The 17,059-nt window shown below is 45.9% G+C and carries 19 protein-coding genes; all 19 read left to right on the plus strand.

Translation table 11 applies throughout. The features are described 5' to 3' along the window. Positions 1–25: 25 nt before the first annotated feature. The 19 genes from fliM to rpsB all read left to right on the plus strand — a co-directional run bounded on the left by fliM (position 26) and on the right by rpsB (position 16,968). Complete coding sequence (fliM, locus tag AADZ70_RS04110) at positions 26–1,024, plus strand: flagellar motor switch protein FliM (RefSeq protein WP_016936114.1); 999 nt, start codon at positions 26–28, stop codon at positions 1,022–1,024. After that, entirely contained in the window at positions 1,014–2,150 is a 1,137-nt protein-coding gene (gene fliY / locus AADZ70_RS04115; RefSeq protein ID WP_049628472.1) for a flagellar motor switch phosphatase FliY, read from the plus strand. Before fliM ends, fliY begins: the two co-directional genes overlap by 11 nt. 26 nt (positions 2,151–2,176) lie before the next feature. Then, positions 2,177–2,539 (plus strand): chemotaxis protein CheY, encoded by a 363-nt coding sequence (cheY, locus tag AADZ70_RS04120; RefSeq protein WP_003154238.1) that lies wholly within the window; start codon positions 2,177–2,179, stop codon positions 2,537–2,539. A 14-nt stretch (positions 2,540–2,553) separates the two neighbouring features. After that, entirely contained in the window at positions 2,554–3,207 is a 654-nt protein-coding gene (gene fliZ, locus AADZ70_RS04125) for a flagella biosynthesis regulatory protein FliZ (RefSeq protein WP_099744940.1), read from the plus strand. Next, positions 3,200–3,865, plus strand: a complete 666-nt coding sequence (gene fliP / locus AADZ70_RS04130; RefSeq protein ID WP_016936111.1) for a flagellar type III secretion system pore protein FliP — start codon at positions 3,200–3,202, stop codon at positions 3,863–3,865. The genes fliZ and fliP overlap by 8 nt, the downstream gene beginning before the upstream one ends. Positions 3,866–3,879: 14 nt before the next feature. Further along, complete coding sequence (gene fliQ / locus AADZ70_RS04135) at positions 3,880–4,149, plus strand: flagellar biosynthesis protein FliQ (RefSeq protein ID WP_013352270.1); 270 nt, start codon at positions 3,880–3,882, stop codon at positions 4,147–4,149. A gap of 6 nt (positions 4,150–4,155) precedes the next feature. Then, entirely contained in the window at positions 4,156–4,935 is a 780-nt protein-coding gene (fliR, locus tag AADZ70_RS04140; protein WP_016936110.1) for a flagellar biosynthetic protein FliR, read from the plus strand. After that, complete coding sequence (gene flhB / locus AADZ70_RS04145) at positions 4,935–6,014, plus strand: flagellar biosynthesis protein FlhB (protein WP_047474991.1); 1,080 nt, start codon at positions 4,935–4,937, stop codon at positions 6,012–6,014. Before fliR ends, flhB begins: the two co-directional genes overlap by 1 nt. A 33-nt stretch (positions 6,015–6,047) precedes the next feature. Then, the gene (flhA, locus tag AADZ70_RS04150) at positions 6,048–8,081 is read left to right on the plus strand and encodes a flagellar biosynthesis protein FlhA (RefSeq protein ID WP_016936108.1); all 2,034 of its coding nucleotides are present in this window, start codon (positions 6,048–6,050) and stop codon (positions 8,079–8,081) included. Beyond that, positions 8,081–9,172 (plus strand): flagellar biosynthesis protein FlhF, encoded by a 1,092-nt coding sequence (locus AADZ70_RS04155; protein WP_342007761.1) that lies wholly within the window; start codon positions 8,081–8,083, stop codon positions 9,170–9,172. The genes flhA and AADZ70_RS04155 overlap by 1 nt, the downstream gene beginning before the upstream one ends. Beyond that, a complete protein-coding gene (locus AADZ70_RS04160) occupies positions 9,169–10,062 on the plus strand; it encodes a MinD/ParA family protein (RefSeq protein ID WP_342007762.1) in 894 nt (297 codons plus the stop codon). The genes AADZ70_RS04155 and AADZ70_RS04160 overlap by 4 nt, the downstream gene beginning before the upstream one ends. Further along, positions 10,059–11,126, plus strand: coding sequence for a chemotaxis response regulator protein-glutamate methylesterase (locus AADZ70_RS04165; protein WP_342007763.1), 1,068 nt, complete (start codon positions 10,059–10,061; stop codon positions 11,124–11,126). The genes AADZ70_RS04160 and AADZ70_RS04165 overlap by 4 nt, the downstream gene beginning before the upstream one ends. A 5-nt stretch (positions 11,127–11,131) precedes the next feature. Then, the gene (gene cheA, locus AADZ70_RS04170; RefSeq protein ID WP_342007764.1) at positions 11,132–13,150 is read left to right on the plus strand and encodes a chemotaxis protein CheA; all 2,019 of its coding nucleotides are present in this window, start codon (positions 11,132–11,134) and stop codon (positions 13,148–13,150) included. A 22-nt stretch (positions 13,151–13,172) separates the two neighbouring features. Then, positions 13,173–13,646 carry a chemotaxis protein CheW gene (gene cheW / locus AADZ70_RS04175; RefSeq protein WP_016936103.1) on the plus strand — a complete coding sequence of 158 codons (474 nt, stop codon included), beginning with the start codon at positions 13,173–13,175 and terminating at the stop codon, positions 13,644–13,646. 15 nt (positions 13,647–13,661) lie between these two features. Further along, positions 13,662–14,291 (plus strand): CheY-P phosphatase CheC, encoded by a 630-nt coding sequence (gene cheC / locus AADZ70_RS04180; RefSeq protein WP_342007765.1) that lies wholly within the window; start codon positions 13,662–13,664, stop codon positions 14,289–14,291. Further along, positions 14,288–14,788 carry a chemoreceptor glutamine deamidase CheD gene (cheD, locus tag AADZ70_RS04185; RefSeq protein WP_016936101.1) on the plus strand — a complete coding sequence of 167 codons (501 nt, stop codon included), beginning with the start codon at positions 14,288–14,290 and terminating at the stop codon, positions 14,786–14,788. The genes cheC and cheD overlap by 4 nt, the downstream gene beginning before the upstream one ends. 26 nt (positions 14,789–14,814) lie before the next feature. After that, positions 14,815–15,579, plus strand: coding sequence for an RNA polymerase sigma-28 factor SigD (gene sigD / locus AADZ70_RS04190; protein ID WP_342007766.1), 765 nt, complete (start codon positions 14,815–14,817; stop codon positions 15,577–15,579). Positions 15,580–15,606: 27 nt separating this feature from the next. Further along, positions 15,607–16,083 carry a hypothetical protein gene (locus AADZ70_RS04195; RefSeq protein ID WP_049628478.1) on the plus strand — a complete coding sequence of 159 codons (477 nt, stop codon included), beginning with the start codon at positions 15,607–15,609 and terminating at the stop codon, positions 16,081–16,083. Positions 16,084–16,227: 144 nt separating this feature from the next. Next, positions 16,228–16,968 carry a 30S ribosomal protein S2 gene (gene rpsB / locus AADZ70_RS04200; protein WP_342007767.1) on the plus strand — a complete coding sequence of 247 codons (741 nt, stop codon included), beginning with the start codon at positions 16,228–16,230 and terminating at the stop codon, positions 16,966–16,968. Positions 16,969–17,059 lie beyond the last annotated feature (91 nt).

Below are 17,059 nucleotides of genomic sequence, written 5' to 3' on the forward strand. Positions count from 1 at the left end.
TTGACAGAATACGGAGGTGAAGAAAATGTCTGGAGAAGTTCTCTCTCAAAATGAAATAGACGCACTGCTTTCAGCCATTTCGACGGGTGAGGCGGATGCGGAAGAGCTGAAAAAGGAAGTTAAAGAGAAAAAAGTAAAGGTATATGATTTTAAACGGGCGCTCAGGTTTTCGAAAGATCAGATACGGAGTTTAACCCGGATACATGATAACTTTGCGAGGCTTCTCACAACACACTTTTCCGCCAAGCTCAGAACATATATCCATATATCTGTCAGCTCAGTTGACCAGGTGCCGTATGAAGAATTTATCCGTTCCATACCGAACATGACGATCCTGAATTTGTTCGATGTTCATCCGATGGAAGGCAGGATCATGATGGAGGTTAATCCCACCATCGCATACGCCATGCTCGACCGCGTCATGGGAGGCATCGGCATCACCCATAACAAAGCTGACAATCTTACGGAAATAGAAACGAACATTATTTCTAACTTATTTGAAAATGCACTGGGCAATTACAAAGAAGCTTGGCAATCCATTGCTGATATTGATCCTGAAATGACTGAATTTGAAGTGAATCCTCAGTTTGTACAGATGGTTTCGCCAAATGAAACCGTCGTGGTCATTTCTCTCAATACGCAGATCGGTGAAATCAGCGGTGTCATTAATCTTTGTATTCCCCATGTCGTACTTGAGCCGATAATCCCTAAGCTTTCCGTACATTATTGGATGCAATCAGATCGGAATGAAGCGAAGCCCGAAGAAACGAAGTCGCTTGAAAAGCGCATCATGACGGCACAAATTCCCGTAGTAGCTCTCTTGGGAGCTTCTGAACTGACAATAGAAGAATTTTTAAGTTTGGAAGCCGGGGACTGTATAACTCTGGACAAATCAGTGACTGATCCTCTTACTGTATTGGTCGGAAACAAACCGAAGTTTTTAGGGCAGGCCGGCCGGGTGAATCGAAGACAGGCAGTGCAAATTTTAGATCACGACATAAGAGGTGAACAAGATGAACAATAGATTATCTCAAGATGAAATCGATGCTCTTCTTAATGGCACAGGAAGTCAAGAGGATACAGAACAGCCTCAAAAGGCGACCTTGTCTGAACTTGAGCGCGATACGATCGGAGAAATCGGGAATATTTCATTCGGCAGCTCGGCTACGGCGCTGTCCACTCTTTTAAATCAAAAAGTGGACATCACGACACCGAGTGTGACCGTCATTTCAAAAAGCAAAATCAGTGATGAATTTCCTCATCCGTATGTTGCCATTGAAGTGAACTACACAGAAGGATTTGACGGCAGCAACTTGCTCGTCGTAGAACAAAGCGACGCAGCCATCATCGCGGATTTGATGATCGGCGGAGACGGCCAAGGCGCCGATCCGTCCCTCGGAGAAATCCACCTGAGCGCCGTGCAGGAAGCAATGAATCAAATGATGGGCTCAGCTGCTACATCAATGTCGACCGTATTCAGTAAAAAGATCGACATTTCTCCGCCGCGGGTTGAACTTCTGGATGTGACGGAAGAAAAAGGGACGGACAGAATACCGGAGGATGACCTGCTCGTAAAAGTTTCATTCCGCCTGAAAGTCGGTGAATTAATCGATTCGAGCATTATGCAGCTTTATCCGCTTACATTTGCGAAAGATCTGATCGCGGAGCTGATGAATACAGATCAGCCTGTGGCAGAAGCCGCAGAAGCCGTATCCCAGCCGCAGGAAACATACGAAACGCCGCAGCCGGAACCGGCCGTTCAGCAGGAACCTCAGGCAAAACCCGAGCTTCCGAAGAGACAGGGAACCGCTAAAAAAGCTGCTCCCGTTCAAGTCGCTCCGGTGGAATTCCAGGCGTTTGACCAAAATGCATCGGCGGCGCACGGTTCAAGAAACAACCTTGATATGCTGATGGATATCCCGCTTTCCGTTACGGTCGAGCTCGGCAGAACGAAGAGAAGCGTCAAAGAAATCCTTGAACTTTCTGCGGGAAGCATTATTGAGCTTGACAAGCTGGCGGGTGAACCCGTTGACATCCTGGTCAATCAGCGGATCGTAGCAAAGGGCGAGGTCGTTGTCATAGAAGAAAACTTCGGCGTGAGAGTTACTGACATTTTAAGTCAGGCAGACCGCCTTAACAATTTAAAATAAGCGAACATAGAGGAGAGAAACAGATTATGGCACACAGAATTTTAATTGTAGACGATGCAGCATTTATGAGAATGATGATCAAGGATATTTTGGTGAAGAACGGTTTTGACGTTGTAGCTGAAGCTTCAGACGGAGCACAGGCGGTCGAAAAATTCAAAGAGCATTCACCCGACCTTGTGACAATGGATATTACAATGCCTGAAATGGACGGAATTACCGCACTAAAGGAAATTAAACAAATCGATCCGCAGGCGAAAATCATCATGTGTTCGGCAATGGGCCAGCAGTCAATGGTCATTGACGCGATTCAAGCCGGCGCAAAAGACTTTATCGTGAAGCCGTTCCAAGCGGACCGCGTGCTTGAAGCCATTAATAAAACATTAAGCTAAAGGGTGTACGACTGTTGAAAAAGAGTCATGGTTTACTAGCTTTGATTTGTTGTTTCGTTTTACTCAATGTACATCCGTTTCCTGCATTTGCGGCGGAGTCTGATAATTCCACCGTCAACGAATGGTTTGACAAACAATCAACAAACAAAACAGAGAAAAAAAACGATACATCGAAACAAACGGCTGATCAAGAGATAGGGGATGCTTCTGCATCTTCTGTCTCCGCTTTTGATTTTGTAAAGATGATTGGGGCGTTATTATTTGTCATTCTGCTGATCTATGGATTTGTCAAACTGATGAATAAAAGAAACCGTCTGCTGAAGCCGTTTCAATATGTAGAAAATATCGGCGGAACGTCAGTCGGCCAAAACCGTTCCGTGCAGCTGATAAAAGTGGGAAACAGCGTACTTGTAGTCGGTGTCGGCGAGACGATACAGCTTTTAAAAGAAATTGAAGATGAAAAAGAGCGAGAGGCGATTCTGAGCCAATACGAAGAGGCGATGTCCTCAAAAGTGGAATGGACCAAACTCGTAAATCCGCGTAAGGATGGAGAAAAAAAGCCGCAAACGATACTTCCGTCGTTTTCAAAAGCGCTGAAAGAACAGCTGAGCGAGCTGAAACAAAGCCGTTCTGAAGGAAAAAAGAAAGGCCCGTATCATCATGAATGAATTTATTAATCTTTTTAATTCAAGCAGTCCGACCGAAGTCAGCTCTACTGTTAAGTTACTGCTGCTTTTGACCGTCTTTTCAGTGGCGCCGGGTATTTTGATTTTAATGACCTGCTTTACGAGAATCGTCATCGTCCTGTCTTTTGTGAGAACCTCACTGGCGACGCAGAACATGCCTCCGAATCAGGTATTAATCGGTCTTGCGCTGTTCTTGACGTTTTTTATTATGGCTCCGACTTTTTCAGAGATTAATAAGGATGCCTTAACGCCGCTGATGAACAACAAAATCAGTCTCGATGAAGCATATACAAAAGCCGAGAAGCCGATTAAAGAATACATGAGCAAGCATACAAGGCAAAAGGATCTGGCGCTGTTTATGAACTACGCCAAAATGAAAAAGCCCGAATCGATTCAGGATATTCCTTTGACGACGATGGTGCCCGCTTATGCGATCTCGGAACTCAAGACCGCTTTTCAAATGGGCTTTATGATTTTTATTCCGTTTTTAATTATCGATATGGTCGTGGCGAGCGTCTTGATGTCAATGGGAATGATGATGCTTCCGCCGGTCATGATCTCTCTGCCCTTTAAAATATTGCTTTTCGTTTTGGTTGATGGATGGTATTTAATCGTGAAATCTTTGCTTGACAGCTTTTAGGGTAGGTGCTAATTGTGAGTTCAGAATTTGTAATTTCCATGGCGGAAAAAGCCGTATACGTAACACTGATGATCTGCGGGCCGCTGCTGGCGATCGCGCTGATCGTCGGTTTGCTCGTCAGTATCTTTCAAGCGACAACTCAAATCCAGGAACAGACGCTTGCGTTCATTCCGAAAATCGTGGCGGTAATGCTCGGACTGATCTTTTTCGGTCCTTGGATGCTGTCGACGATTCTTTCGTTTACAACTGATCTGTTCTCTCATCTGAACCGATTTGCAGGGTAGAATCAAATGAATTCCATCATTGATTTATTTCCCGCTTTTTTATTGGTTTTTATTAGAATTTCTGCTTTTTTTGTAACGGTGCCGATATTCGGGCACCGGAACCTGCCGGCGGTTCACCGAATCGGGTTTGCTTTCTTTCTTTCGGTGATCTGCTTCAGTACGCTGAAACATGCGCCGTCAGTTGACATAGGGGAACAGTATATGCTGCTTGTCATAAAAGAGGCCGTTGTAGGCTTGAGCCTCGGGCTGATTGCTTTCATGATGCTGGCAGCCATTCAGATCGCGGGTTCCTTTATTGATTTTCAGATGGGTTTTTCTATCGCGAATGTCATTGATCCGCAATCAGGAACGCAAAGCCCGCTGATCGGCCAATTCGTTTATACGCTGGCGCTGTTATTTATGCTCAGCGTAAACGCCCATTATCTATTATTGGACGGGATTTATTACAGCTTTCAGTATATTCCGCTTGATCAGGCATTTCCGTCGTTTGGAAATGAGCACTTTGGACTTTTTATCGCAAAAAGCTTCAATGCCATGTTTATTATCGCTTTTCAAATGTCTGCGCCGGTTGTGGCCAGTCTGTTTTTAGTTGATTTGGCGCTTGGCATTGTGGCGAGAACGGTGCCGCAGCTGAACGTTTTCGTTGTCGGGCTTCCTCTGAAAATAGCCGTGAGTTTTATTATGCTGATCGTTTGTATGGCGGTGATGTTTGTCCTCGTCCGCAATATCTTCAGCCTTACCGTTGAAACAATGCGAAATTTATTGGCATTGGTCGGTGTGACGTGATGAGACTCAGACTGAATCTGCAATTCTTTGCCGGTGAAAAAACGGAGAAAGCCACCCCGAAAAAACGAAAAGATACAAGAAAGAAAGGTCAGGTCCCGAAAAGTACGGATGTGAATACAGCCGTTTCTTTACTGATTATCTTTCTTTCGTTGATCGCGCTCGGCCCTTACATGCGGGACAGGCTGCTGTCCTTTATTAAAACGTTTTATACGAAATCGATAGCATTAGATCTGTCAGCGTCTAACGTGCATGAGCTTTTTGTGGATACAGTGAAAGATATCAGCCTCATCCTTGCGCCGATTATGCTGGTCGCGCTTTTGGCAGGTGTCGTGAGCAACTACATGCAGGTGGGTTTTCTGTTTTCTGCAGAAGTTCTCAAACCTGACCTGAACAAGCTCAGCCCGCTGAAAGGATTTAAGCGGATATACAGCATGAGGGCGATTGTTGAACTGGTTAAATCGATTTTGAAGATTGCCGTAGTCGGTTTTGCCGCCTTTATGGTGCTCTGGCTGCATTATGGCGATATTCTCCGCCTTCCGCTTTTAACGCCTGCGGAAGTGCTCACATTTGTATCTAAGCTCACTCTTTGGATGGGGCTTGCGGGCTCAGGGGCTTTAATGCTGCTGGCCGGGCTCGATTACTTATATCAGCGTTTTGACTATGAGAAAAACATCAGAATGTCAAAGCAGGATATAAAAGATGAATACAAAAAATCGGAGGGCGACCCGATTATCAAGTCCAAAATTAAGCAGAAGCAGCGGGAAATGGCGATGAGGCGAATGATGCAGGAAGTGCCGAAAGCTGACGTCATCATTACCAACCCGACCCACTATGCGATCGCTCTAAAATATGATGAAAAGAAAATGGATGCCCCTTATATTGTTGCCAAAGGGGTCGATCATCTCGCATTAAAAATCAGGCAGATTGCCAAAGAACATGATGTCATGACGATTGAAAACAGGCCGCTCGCGCGTGCGTTATATGATCAGGTTGACATCGACCAGGCCGTGCCGGAAGAGTTTTTCAAAGTCATTGCGGAAATTTTGGCTTATGTCTATAAAACAAAACAAAAAGTATAGTGAATTTCAGATTCAAAAGGAGAGAAAAACAGCATGTCAACAAGAGATTTATCGGTTTTAATAAGTGTTGTCCTCATTGTGGCAATGCTGGTGATTCCATTCCCTCCATGGTTGTTAAGTATATTGATCATCATTAATATCTCTCTTGCGTTGATCGTGCTTCTCACCACAATGAATATGCAAGAACCGCTGCAATTTTCGATATTCCCGTCATTGCTGCTGTTATTGACGCTGTTTCGGCTTGCGCTCAATGTGTCGACGACTCGTTCGATTCTTTCTCATGGAGAAGGGGGAAAGGTTGTTGAGACATTCGGGAATTTCGTTGTCGGCGGAAATGTGCTGGTAGGGCTTGTTGTCTTCATTATCTTGATTATTATTCAGTTTATCGTCATTACAAAAGGCGCCGAGCGGGTATCGGAAGTGGCGGCGAGATTTACGCTCGATGCGATGCCCGGAAAACAAATGAGTATTGACGCGGATTTAAACGCCGGCATGATTACGGAGCAGGACGCGAAACACAGACGTGAAAAAGTCGCGCGGGAAGCGGATTTTTACGGCGCGATGGATGGTGCGAGCAAATTTGTCAAAGGGGATGCGATCGCGGGTATCATCATCGTGATGATCAATATTATTTTCGGGATCGTAATCGGCATGCTGCAGCAGGGGATGAGCATACAAGAAGCTGCTTCTCACTTTACAATGCTGACGGTCGGTGACGGTATCGTTTCTCAAATGCCGGCCTTGCTTATTTCAACGGCTACGGGGATTGTCGTGACGAGAGCGGCATCTGAAGGGAACCTCGGTCATGATATTACAGGCCAGCTGTTCGCTTATCCGAAGCTCTTATATGTAGCCGCGGGAACTGTTCTTTTGCTTGGTCTTCTCACGCCGATCGGCATTCTGCTGACGGGGCCGATTGCCGGTCTGCTTGCATTCGGCGCTTATAAGCTGTCCAAAACGGATAAGCCGAGCGAAGAAGAGGAAGAAATTCTTGAAGAAGAGGCTCAGGCGGATGAACTGAAAAGCCCGGAAAGCGTTGTGCAGCTTTTACATATTGATCCGATTGAATTTGAGTTCGGATACGGATTGGTGCCGCTCGCAGACGCGGGGCAGGGCGGTGATCTTCTTGACCGCATCGTCATGATCAGACGACAGCTGGCGCTTGAATTAGGGCTTGTCATTCCGGTTGTGCGCATCAGGGATAATATCGCGCTTCAGCCGAATGAATACAGATTGAAAATTAAAGGCAATGAAGTCGCTAAAGGAGAGCTCCTGCTTGATCATTACTTAGCGATGTCACCGACGCCTGAAGATGACGTGATTGAAGGAATTGAAACGATTGAACCGTCATTCGGGCTTCCCGCAAAATGGATCAGCGAAGCTGCGAAAGATGAAGCGGACATGCTGGGGTATACAGTTGTTGATCCGGCGTCAGTCGTATCTACGCATATTACGGAAAAAATTAAGCAGTATGCCCATGAACTGGTCGGCAGACAGGAAACAAAGCAGCTGATCGATCATCTGAAGGAAAATTATCCCGTGCTTGTTGAGGAAGTCACGCCAAATCCTCTTTCTGTCGGCGATATTCAAAAGGTGCTTGCTAAATTGCTGAGAGAAAAAGTTTCAATCAGAAACTTGGTGACCATTTTTGAAACACTTGCCGATTACGGAAGATTAACGACCGATTCAGATCTTTTGACGGAATACGCGAGACAGTCGCTTGCCAAACAAATCACGGCCCAATATGCGAGAGAGCATGAAACGCTGAAAGTCATCACATGCTCAGGCCGGGTCGAAAAAGCAATTGCAGACGGCGTGCAGCAGACTGAACAGGGCAATTACCTGTCGCTTGATCCTGAGGTTTCAGACAGTATCATCCGTTCTGTCGCTAAAGAGGCCGAGCAGCTTTCCATCCGGCAGGAGACGGCGATTCTTCTCTGTTCGCCTGCTGTCAGAATGTATGTAAAACAGCTGTTAGAACGCTATTTCCCTGATCTTCCGGTTCTTTCTTATAATGAGCTGGAAGCAAACGTTGAAGTACAGAGCATTGGAGTGGTGGATATTTAATGAAAATAAAAAAATTTACAGCCGCTTCAATGCAGGATGCCGCGAAGCAAATTAAAAAGGAACTCGGCAACGATGCCGTCATTTTACATTCCAAACAAGTAAAGAAGCGAAAATGGCTGGGGCTGCGGTCGCAGCCGGCTGTTGAAGTAGTCGCCGTTTTAGATCGTGACGTCAGGGAAACGAGAAAAACGCCGCCGGCTCCCGGTGAAGACATGAAAAAGACGGAAACGGTGAAAAAAGCCGAGCCTGTTCAGCCGCCGCGTCTTCCGGATCATGCTACATCTGGTGATCTGGCACGTTATAAAGAAGTGCTCCCCGAACCAATAAAAAAAGCCGAGAGACTATTGAAGCAAGCAGGTCTTCCGGATCATACGCAAAACGCCGTTTTGAGTGAATTGCTACGTTCTTCGATTGCCGCCGGTGATTTAACTGAAGACAATGTCAGCCTGAAACTGCAGGATTTGTTAGTGAAAAAACTCCCCTCAGCAGACAGGTGGCAGGAAGGGATTCAATCAAAATACGTCGTGCTTTTCGGTTCAACCGGGGCCGGCAAAACGACCACACTTGCAAAACTTGCAGCCGCATCAACGCTGACAGAGCACAAAAAAATTGCATTTATGACGACGGATACTTACCGGATTGCCGCAGTCGAACAGCTGAAGACATATGCGGAACTGCTTCAGGCTCCTCTTGAAGTATGTTATTCAAAGGAAGACTGTCTGAAAGCGCAGGAAAAATTCGCTGAATATGACCATGTTTTCATTGATACAGCCGGAAGAAACTTTAAAGAAGAGCAGTATATTACGGAATTGCAAGAGATGATTCCGTTTGAAGCAGGCTTACAATCCTTTCTCGTATTATCTTCATCTGCAAAATATGAAGATATGAAACAGGTGCTGAAACAATTTTCCGGTGTGCCGGTCAATCAATTCATTTTTACGAAAACGGATGAAACCGCCTCACTTGGCTCCGTGTTTCAAGTGCTGTCGGAATCAAGAATCGGCGCCGCCTATTTGACAAATGGACAGGATGTGCCTGAAGACATCCTATCGGCTTCACCAAAAGAGTTTGTAAGGATGCTTTTGGCATGAAACCCGATCAGGCAGAGTCATTAAGAAGGAAAATGAGACAGCGGCAAATGATCAAGCCGGAGCTTTATGAGAAAAAAGCGAAGACATTAGCCGTCATCAGCGGTAAAGGCGGCGTCGGAAAATCTAATTTAACATTAAACATGGCTGTTGCCCTGCAGGAAAAAGGAAAAAAAGCACTCATCATTGATCTTGACATCGGGATGGGCAACATTGATGTGCTGATCGGTGCGTCATCTCCCCGCACTATTATTGATGTGATGGAGAATCGGTACGCGTTGGCTCAATCACTGTCCTCTGGTCCGAAAGGCCTTCGGTACATATCCGGAGGAACGGGGCTTGAGGCGATCTATCAAGCTGACAGAGAGAAGTGGTCGGCTTTTATGAATGGTCTTTCCGCTGTATTAAGCGATTTTGATTACGTTCTGTTTGATATGGGAGCGGGACTTTCAAAAGAACAGCTGCCGTTTATTTTATCGGCTGAAGACATTCTCGCCGTGACAACGCCTGAGCCGACGGCAATTATGGATGCCTACAGCGCGATCAAACATCTCACCCTCGCGGATGAGCGGCTGACCATAAACATTGCCGTCAATCGCGCCCGGGCCCAAAAACAGGCGCTGGACACATACAGCCGCCTTTCTTACGCGATTCACACGTTTTTAGGCGCGGAGGTGCGTTTCGCCGGCTCCATCCCGGATGATCCGCTGGTAAGTCAAGCTGTCATTGACCAGGTGCCTTTTTTAATAAAAAGTCCTCAAGCAAAAGCCAGCAGGTCCGTCCGTCTTTTGACGGATGTCTTGTTTCAAACGGAAGAAAACAAACCAAGAGAAGAGAAACCGGCATTTATTGAGAGATTATCTTCTTTTTTAATGAGGAGGACTTTACAGTGATTCGTGTGCTTGTCGTTGATGACTCAGCTTTTATGAGAAAAATGATTACCGATTTTCTGGCTGCGGAAGTGCAGATAGAAGTCATCGGGACAGCCAGAAACGGAGAAGAGGCGCTGAAAAAAATAGAGCTTCTCAAGCCGGATGTTGTCACGCTTGATATTGAAATGCCGGTCATGAACGGAACGGATACATTGCGGAAAATCATCAGCATATATAAACTTCCCGTAATCATGGTATCAAGTCAGACGCAGCAAGGAAAAGACCGAACGATCAACTGCCTGGAAATGGGTGCCTTTGATTTTATCACCAAGCCTTCCGGGGCGATTTCACTTGATCTTTATAAAATTAAAGAACAGCTGATTGAAAGGGTGATTGCCGCGGGACTGTCCCTCGCAAAAGAAACTGAGCCGACGGTGAAAGAGCCCCTCACCCCGGAACGTCCGGCTGCTGTGGGATTTGAGAGGCCGAAAGCAAAATCTGCTAAGCAGGCCGTGTTCATTGCGACCTCTACAGGCGGACCGCGGGCTTTGCAAAAGGTGATTCCGAAGCTGCCGAAGGATTTACAGGCGCCTGTATTTGTCGTGCAGCACATGCCTGAAGGCTTTACCGCTTCACTTGCAGACAGACTCAACCATTTGTCAGATATTCAGGTCAAAGAAGCGGAAAACGGTGAAGAGGCGAAAGACGGATGGGTGTACATCGCGCCCGGCGGAAAAAATATGACGGTTGCCGAGGAAGGCGGAAGGCTCCGCATCATTCTTGACGTTCATGATACGGAAAGCCGGCATAAACCGTCGGCCGATTATTTGTTTCGTTCGGCAAGCCGATTGTCCGATTATGAAAAGGTAGCCGTTATTATGACCGGTATGGGCAGCGACGGAACCGAAGGCGTAAAAGAAATGCTCAGAACAGGCGGCGTTAAAACGATTGCGGAATCCGACGAATCCTGTGTTGTGTTCGGGATGCCGAAGTCAGCGATAAAAGCGGGCCTCATTCATGAAATTAAACATGTGGAAGAAATCGCGGCATCCATCACCGGATGTGTGAAAAAAGAGAGGGTGTGAATCAATTGGATATGAATCAATATTTAGATGTCTTTATTGATGAAAGTAAAGAGCACTTACAGACATGTAACGAAAAGCTGCTGCTGTTGGAAAAAGATCCGTCAGACCTTCAGATTGTGCATGACATCTTCAGAGCTGCCCATACGCTGAAAGGCATGAGCGCAACGATGGGATATACAGATCTGGCGCATTTAACTCACTTGATGGAAAATGTGCTGGACGCCATCCGCAACGGAGAGATGCCGGTCACATCAGATTGGCTGGATGTGCTGTTTGAAGCGCTGGATCATCTTGAAGAGATGGTACAGTCCATTATTGACGGAGGAGACGGCAAACGTGATATTTCTGAAGTGAGCGCAAAGCTCGATGTAAACGCGGTGCATGAGACTGCCGCTTCTGCTGAAACAGCAGAACCGCCGGCTTCAACGAAACAGGCTTCAGCTGAATGGAATTATGATGAGTTCGAACGGACTGTCATCGAAGAGGCAGAAGAGCAAGGATTCAGCCGCTATGAAATAACGGTTTCCCTGAATGAAAACTGCATGCTCAAAGCCGTTCGCGTGTACATGATATTTGAAAAGCTGAATGAAGCGGGTGAAGTCGCAAAAACGATACCAGCTGCGGAAGTGCTTGAGACGGAAGATTTCGGAACGGATTTTCAGGTGTGCTTCTTGACAAAGCAGTCTGCTGAGGAAATTAAAGACCTCATCAGCGGCATTTCAGAAGTGGAGAACGTCGAAGTTTCTGCCGGCGCGCCGTTAAAAACGGCCGAAAAACCGCAAGCAGCTGAACCGGTGAAGGACGTTCCGGTTAAAAAGGCTGAAAAGCAGCCGAACCCGCAAGCGAAAACGGAAGAACAGCCGAAGCATCACAGCGGCTCGAAAACGATTCGTGTCAACATTGAAAGACTGGATTCTTCAATGAACCTTTTTGAAGAGCTTGTCATTGACCGCGGACGTCTTGAGCAGATCGCCAAAGAGCTTGATCACAATGAATTGACTGAAACCGTTGAACGCCTGACCAGAATCTCAGGAGACCTTCAATCTATTATTCTGAATATGCGGATGGTTCCGGTAGAAACCGTCTTTAACCGTTTCCCAAGAATGATCCGCCAGCTTCAAAAGGAATTAAATAAGAAAATTGAATTGTCCATCATCGGCGCTGAAACAGAGCTTGACCGCACGGTGATTGATGAAATCGGCGATCCGCTTGTCCATTTAATCAGAAACAGCATCGATCACGGCATCGAAGCGCCTGAAGTGCGGGTGAATAAAGGAAAACCGGAATCTGGCCATGTCGTGCTTAAGGCATATCACAGCGGAAACCATGTCTTTATTGAGGTTGAAGATGACGGGGCCGGCCTGAACAGAAAGAAAATTCTCGAAAAAGCGCTCGAACGAAATGTCATCACCGAACGTGATGCTGAAACGCTTGAAGATAATGAGATTTACGAGCTTATTTTTGCTCCGGGCTTCTCGACTGCCGATCAAATTTCTGATATTTCGGGCCGGGGTGTCGGCCTGGACGTTGTGAAAAACAAACTTGAATCACTCGGCGGCTCGGTCAGTGTCAAATCCGCTGAAGGCCAGGGTTCTCTTTTCAGTATTCAGCTTCCGCTGACACTTTCAATTATCTCCGTCCTTCTCATTAAACTTGAAGAAGAGACATTTGCGATACCGATCTCTTCTATTATAGAGACGGCTGTGATCGAAAAGAAAGATATCCTGCAGACGCATGACAGAGAAGTGATTGATTTCAGAGGACAGATTGTTCCGATTGTCTACCTGAAAAAAGAATTCGGCATTACGGATTCAAAACAGGATGCGGATCAGTTCCATGTGATCGTCGTGAAAAAGGGCGATAAATCTACTGCTTTTGTCGTGGACTCTTTTATCGGCCAGCAGGAAGTCGTACTGAAATCACTCGGAGACTATTTAACGAACGTCTTTGCGATTTCCGGCGCTACGATTCTCGGAAACGGAGAAGTGGCGCTGATTATTGATTGCAATGCGCTGATCTACTAAAACGACACGAGGAGGTGCCCTTATGACTGCTGAAATCAAAACAGGTGAAAAAATGATTGTGTTTATGATAAACGGGAAAGAATACGCTATCTCAGTTTCCCAGGTGAAATCAATTGAAAAGTGGCAAAAACCGACGAGAGTCCCGGGTGTGGAACCTTATATCCGCGGTGTTATCAATCTGCGCGGGGTGATTACGCCGGTTCTTGATTTAAGAAAACGTCTGAACCAGCCTGAACAGGACATCACAGAAGAGACGCGGATTATCATTATTTCTTACCGCGACGCCGATGTCGGGTGGGTTGTGGATGAGGCTAATGACGTCATCACCGTGCATGAAAATGAAATTGAATCCGCGCCTGAAAGCCAGACAAAGGAAGCGGATGTGTGGATTAAACAGATCGTCAAGCAAGATAACAGGCTCCTCAATATTATCGATGCGCATGCGGTGCTGGATAAAGGTGCTTCTGCATCTGCATCCGGAGAGCCGAATGCTTAAAGGGGATAAGACAACATGAGTAAGTTTGAAGCGATCAAAGAAGAGCAGATGGATATTTTGCGGGAAGTCGGAAATATCGGGGCGGGTCACTCAGCCTCTGCCATGGCTCAGCTGCTGAACAGAAAGATAGACATGGAAGTGCCGTTTGCGACCTTATTGACATTTGATGAGCTCGCTGATTTTTTCGGAGGTGCCGAAACGCCGGTCGCCAGTATCTTTTTAAGAATGGAAGGCGACATGACCGGTTCTATCTTTCTCATCATGCCTTTTGATCAAGCGGAACAGTTTATCAGAGAGCTGATCGGAAATCCGGATTTTGATATTGACCAGTTGGGTGAAGATCATTTGAGTTCTTCTGCTTTACATGAGTTCGGCAATATTTTAGCAGGTTCCTATTTAACGGCATTGGCTGATTTGACGAAGCTCGAGATTTATCCGAGTGTGCCGGAAATCTCACTGGATATGTTCGGTGCGGTTATCAGTGAAGGACTGATGGAGCTCAGTCAAGTCGGGGAACATGCCATTGTCGTGGATACTTCTATTTTTGACCAAGGCAGCAGGCAGGAGCTCAAAGCCCATATGTTTATGCTTCCGGACTATGATTCTTTTGAACAGCTCTTCGTCTCATTGGGTGCGGCTTTATGAGCCGTGCGGAAGCCGCAGTTGTTAAAGTGGGGATTGCGGATGTTCAAATCGCGCGTTATCCGGATAAAATCCGGACTTCGGGACTCGGTTCATGCGTAGGACTGGTTTTATACGATAAAGACAAACAAACGGCGGGACTCGTTCACGTGATGCTGCCGGACTCCGGTTTATCGAAAACGGCGGAACTGAACCGCGCAAAATATGCAGACACCGCCGTAAAGACGACGATTGACATGCTTTTGAAAGCCGGATGCCGCAAGTTTGCCCTGAAGGCAAAGCTCGCAGGGGGAGCGGAGATGTTTAAGTTTAAAATGACAAACGATCTGATGAAAATCGGCCCAAGGAACGTAGCGGCCATTAAAGAACAGCTTTCATTGTATAACATTCCGGTCATCAGTGAAGATACCGGCGGCTCAAGCGGCCGGACGATTGAATTTGAGCCAAAGTCCTGCATGCTGCACATCCGAACTGTTAAACAAGGTGAAACAACGATTTAATTAAGGTATGAGGTAGGGGGATAACAATGCAATCCTTGAATTATGAAGATCAGGTGCTTTGGTCGCGCTGGAAAGAGTGGAAAGATCCTAAAGCCGGTGATGATTTAATGCGCCGTTACATGCCGCTGGTCACATATCATGTCGGCAGAATTTCCGTCGGACTGCCGAAGTCGGTGCATAAAGACGATCTAATGAGCCTTGGTATGCTTGGTTTATATGATGCCCTAGAAAAATTTGACCCCGGCCGGGATTTAAAATTTGATACCTATGCCTCGTTTAGAATTCGCGGTGCAATCATCGACGGGCTGCGTAAAGAAGATTGGCTGCCCAGAACTTCACGGGAGAAGACAAAAAAAGTCGAAGCGGCGATCGAAAAACTTGAACAGCGCTACCTTCGGAATGTGACGTCTTCAGAGATCGCAGAAGAACTGGGGATGACGGAGCAGGACGTAGTATCAACGATGAATGAAGGGTTTTTTGCCAATCTCTTATCAATTGATGAAAAGCTTCACGACCAGGATGACGGTGAGAATATTCAAGTCATGATCAGAGATGACAAAAATGTGCCGCCGGAAGAAAAAATCATGAAGGACGAGCTGATCGCTCAGCTTGCGGGCAAAATTCACGAGCTCTCTGAAAAAGAACAGCTTGTCGTCAGCTTATTTTATAAAGAAGAACTGACACTGACCGAAATCGGACAAGTCCTGAATCTTTCGACCTCCCGGATTTCGCAGATTCATTCAAAGGCGCTGTTTAAATTAAAGCACCTGCTTGAAAAAGTAATTCAATAATGAACTCATGGTTAGCGAGTGAAAAACATGTCAACACTATTATGGCTTTTAAGCTTTATGCTTCACGGCATACTGCTTTATGCCGTCATTATTCTGTACACGAGGTTTTCAGCCCTCAAGGAGACGGAGCGTCAGCAGAAGAAGATTCTTGAAGAGACGGAAAACACCCTTGCTGCGTTTCTGCTTGAGTTAAAAGAAGAAAATGAAAGACTCGAAGATGCCAAAAACCGGGCTGATCAAGCGCCGGACGCAGAAGACACGGAATCCCGGCCCGTCAAACCGCAAAAAGAGCCTGATATTCCGGATCACATGGAAAAACTCATCAGTGCAACGGAACAGGCCGAAAGTGAGGAAAACAGCGGCGCGCATTCGTTTGAAGAACGCGTTGCAGAATTATATGAACAGGGGCTCACTCCCGCGGAAATTGCCAAACGGATGAAGAGCGGTAAGACAGAAATCGAGCTGTTTTTAAAATTTCGCGGCAAAGCTGTAAAGGATTCTTGATTGTCGCATAAAGCTGTGTTATATTATGTCTTGGTGTTAAATACACACGCTTAACGATTTATGCAGAGGGTGCTGCAGGCGGCAGTTCTGTACAAAAATGACTTAAGCGGAGGAAAAAAAACCATTATATTAGGAGGAAATAACATGTCAGTCATTTCTATGAAGCAATTGCTTGAAGCTGGTGTTCACTTCGGTCACCAAACACGCCGTTGGAACCCAAAAATGAAGCGTTACATTTTCACGGAGCGTAACGGAATCTACATCATTGACCTTCAAAAAACAGTCAAAAAAGTAGAGGAAGCTTACAACTTCACGAAAAATCTTGCTGCTGAAGGCGGAAAAATCCTTTTCGTCGGAACAAAAAAACAAGCTCAAGATTCTGTTAAAGAAGAAGCTGTACGCTCTGGCATGTACTTTGTCAACCAACGCTGGTTGGGCGGTACATTAACAAACTTTGAAACAATCCAAAAACGTATTAAACGTCTTAAAGACATTGAAAAAATGCAAGAAAACGGTACGTTTGAAGTACTTCCGAAAAAAGAAGTTGTTCAATTGAAAAAAGAATTAGAGCGTCTTGAAAAATTCCTCGGCGGAATTAAAGACATGAAGGATCTTCCTGATGCATTATTCATCATCGATCCTCGCAAAGAGCGCATTGCTGTTGCGGAAGCTCGCAAATTGAACATTCCTATCATCGGAATCGTAGATACAAACTGTGATCCTGATGAAATTGATGTCGTAATCCCTGCAAACGATGACGCAATCCGCGCTGTCAAACTTCTTACTTCTAAAATGGCAGATGCAATCTTAGAAGCGAAGCAAGGCGAAGAAGAAGCGGAAGCTGCTGAAGAGTCTGCACCTGAAACAGAAACGACAACTGCGTAACCTAATCAAAAGGTGATAAGAGGGACTGCCTTTTATCACCTTTTTTCAAGAAAAATGTATCTATACATATCTTGTTTACACATATAAGGAG

It is taken from the genome of Bacillus sp. YBsi01 (assembly GCF_038406745.1).
GTDB classification, from domain to species: Bacteria; Bacillota; Bacilli; order Bacillales; family Bacillaceae; genus Bacillus; species Bacillus siamensis.

Excerpts from the sequence above, each read along its gene's own strand:
- sigD (WP_342007766.1), top strand. The coding sequence starts at position 14,815 with ATGCAATCCTTGAATTATGAAGATCAGGTGCTTTGGTCGCGCTGGAAA.
- fliR (WP_016936110.1), top strand. The coding sequence starts at position 4,156 with ATGAATTCCATCATTGATTTATTTCCCGCTTTTTTATTGGTTTTTATT.
- rpsB (WP_342007767.1), top strand. The coding sequence starts at position 16,228 with ATGTCAGTCATTTCTATGAAGCAATTGCTTGAAGCTGGTGTTCACTTC.
- flhB (WP_047474991.1), top strand. The coding sequence starts at position 4,935 with ATGAGACTCAGACTGAATCTGCAATTCTTTGCCGGTGAAAAAACGGAG.
- flhA (WP_016936108.1), top strand. The coding sequence starts at position 6,048 with ATGTCAACAAGAGATTTATCGGTTTTAATAAGTGTTGTCCTCATTGTG.
- cheY (WP_003154238.1), top strand. The coding sequence starts at position 2,177 with ATGGCACACAGAATTTTAATTGTAGACGATGCAGCATTTATGAGAATG.
- fliP (WP_016936111.1), top strand. The coding sequence starts at position 3,200 with ATGAATGAATTTATTAATCTTTTTAATTCAAGCAGTCCGACCGAAGTC.
- AADZ70_RS04195 (WP_049628478.1), top strand. The coding sequence starts at position 15,607 with ATGTCAACACTATTATGGCTTTTAAGCTTTATGCTTCACGGCATACTG.
- cheD (WP_016936101.1), top strand. The coding sequence starts at position 14,288 with ATGAGCCGTGCGGAAGCCGCAGTTGTTAAAGTGGGGATTGCGGATGTT.
- cheC (WP_342007765.1), top strand. The coding sequence starts at position 13,662 with ATGAGTAAGTTTGAAGCGATCAAAGAAGAGCAGATGGATATTTTGCGG.
- AADZ70_RS04160 (WP_342007762.1), top strand. The coding sequence starts at position 9,169 with ATGAAACCCGATCAGGCAGAGTCATTAAGAAGGAAAATGAGACAGCGG.
- fliM (WP_016936114.1), top strand. The coding sequence starts at position 26 with ATGTCTGGAGAAGTTCTCTCTCAAAATGAAATAGACGCACTGCTTTCA.
- AADZ70_RS04155 (WP_342007761.1), top strand. The coding sequence starts at position 8,081 with ATGAAAATAAAAAAATTTACAGCCGCTTCAATGCAGGATGCCGCGAAG.
- cheW (WP_016936103.1), top strand. The coding sequence starts at position 13,173 with ATGACTGCTGAAATCAAAACAGGTGAAAAAATGATTGTGTTTATGATA.
- fliY (WP_049628472.1), top strand. The coding sequence starts at position 1,014 with ATGAACAATAGATTATCTCAAGATGAAATCGATGCTCTTCTTAATGGC.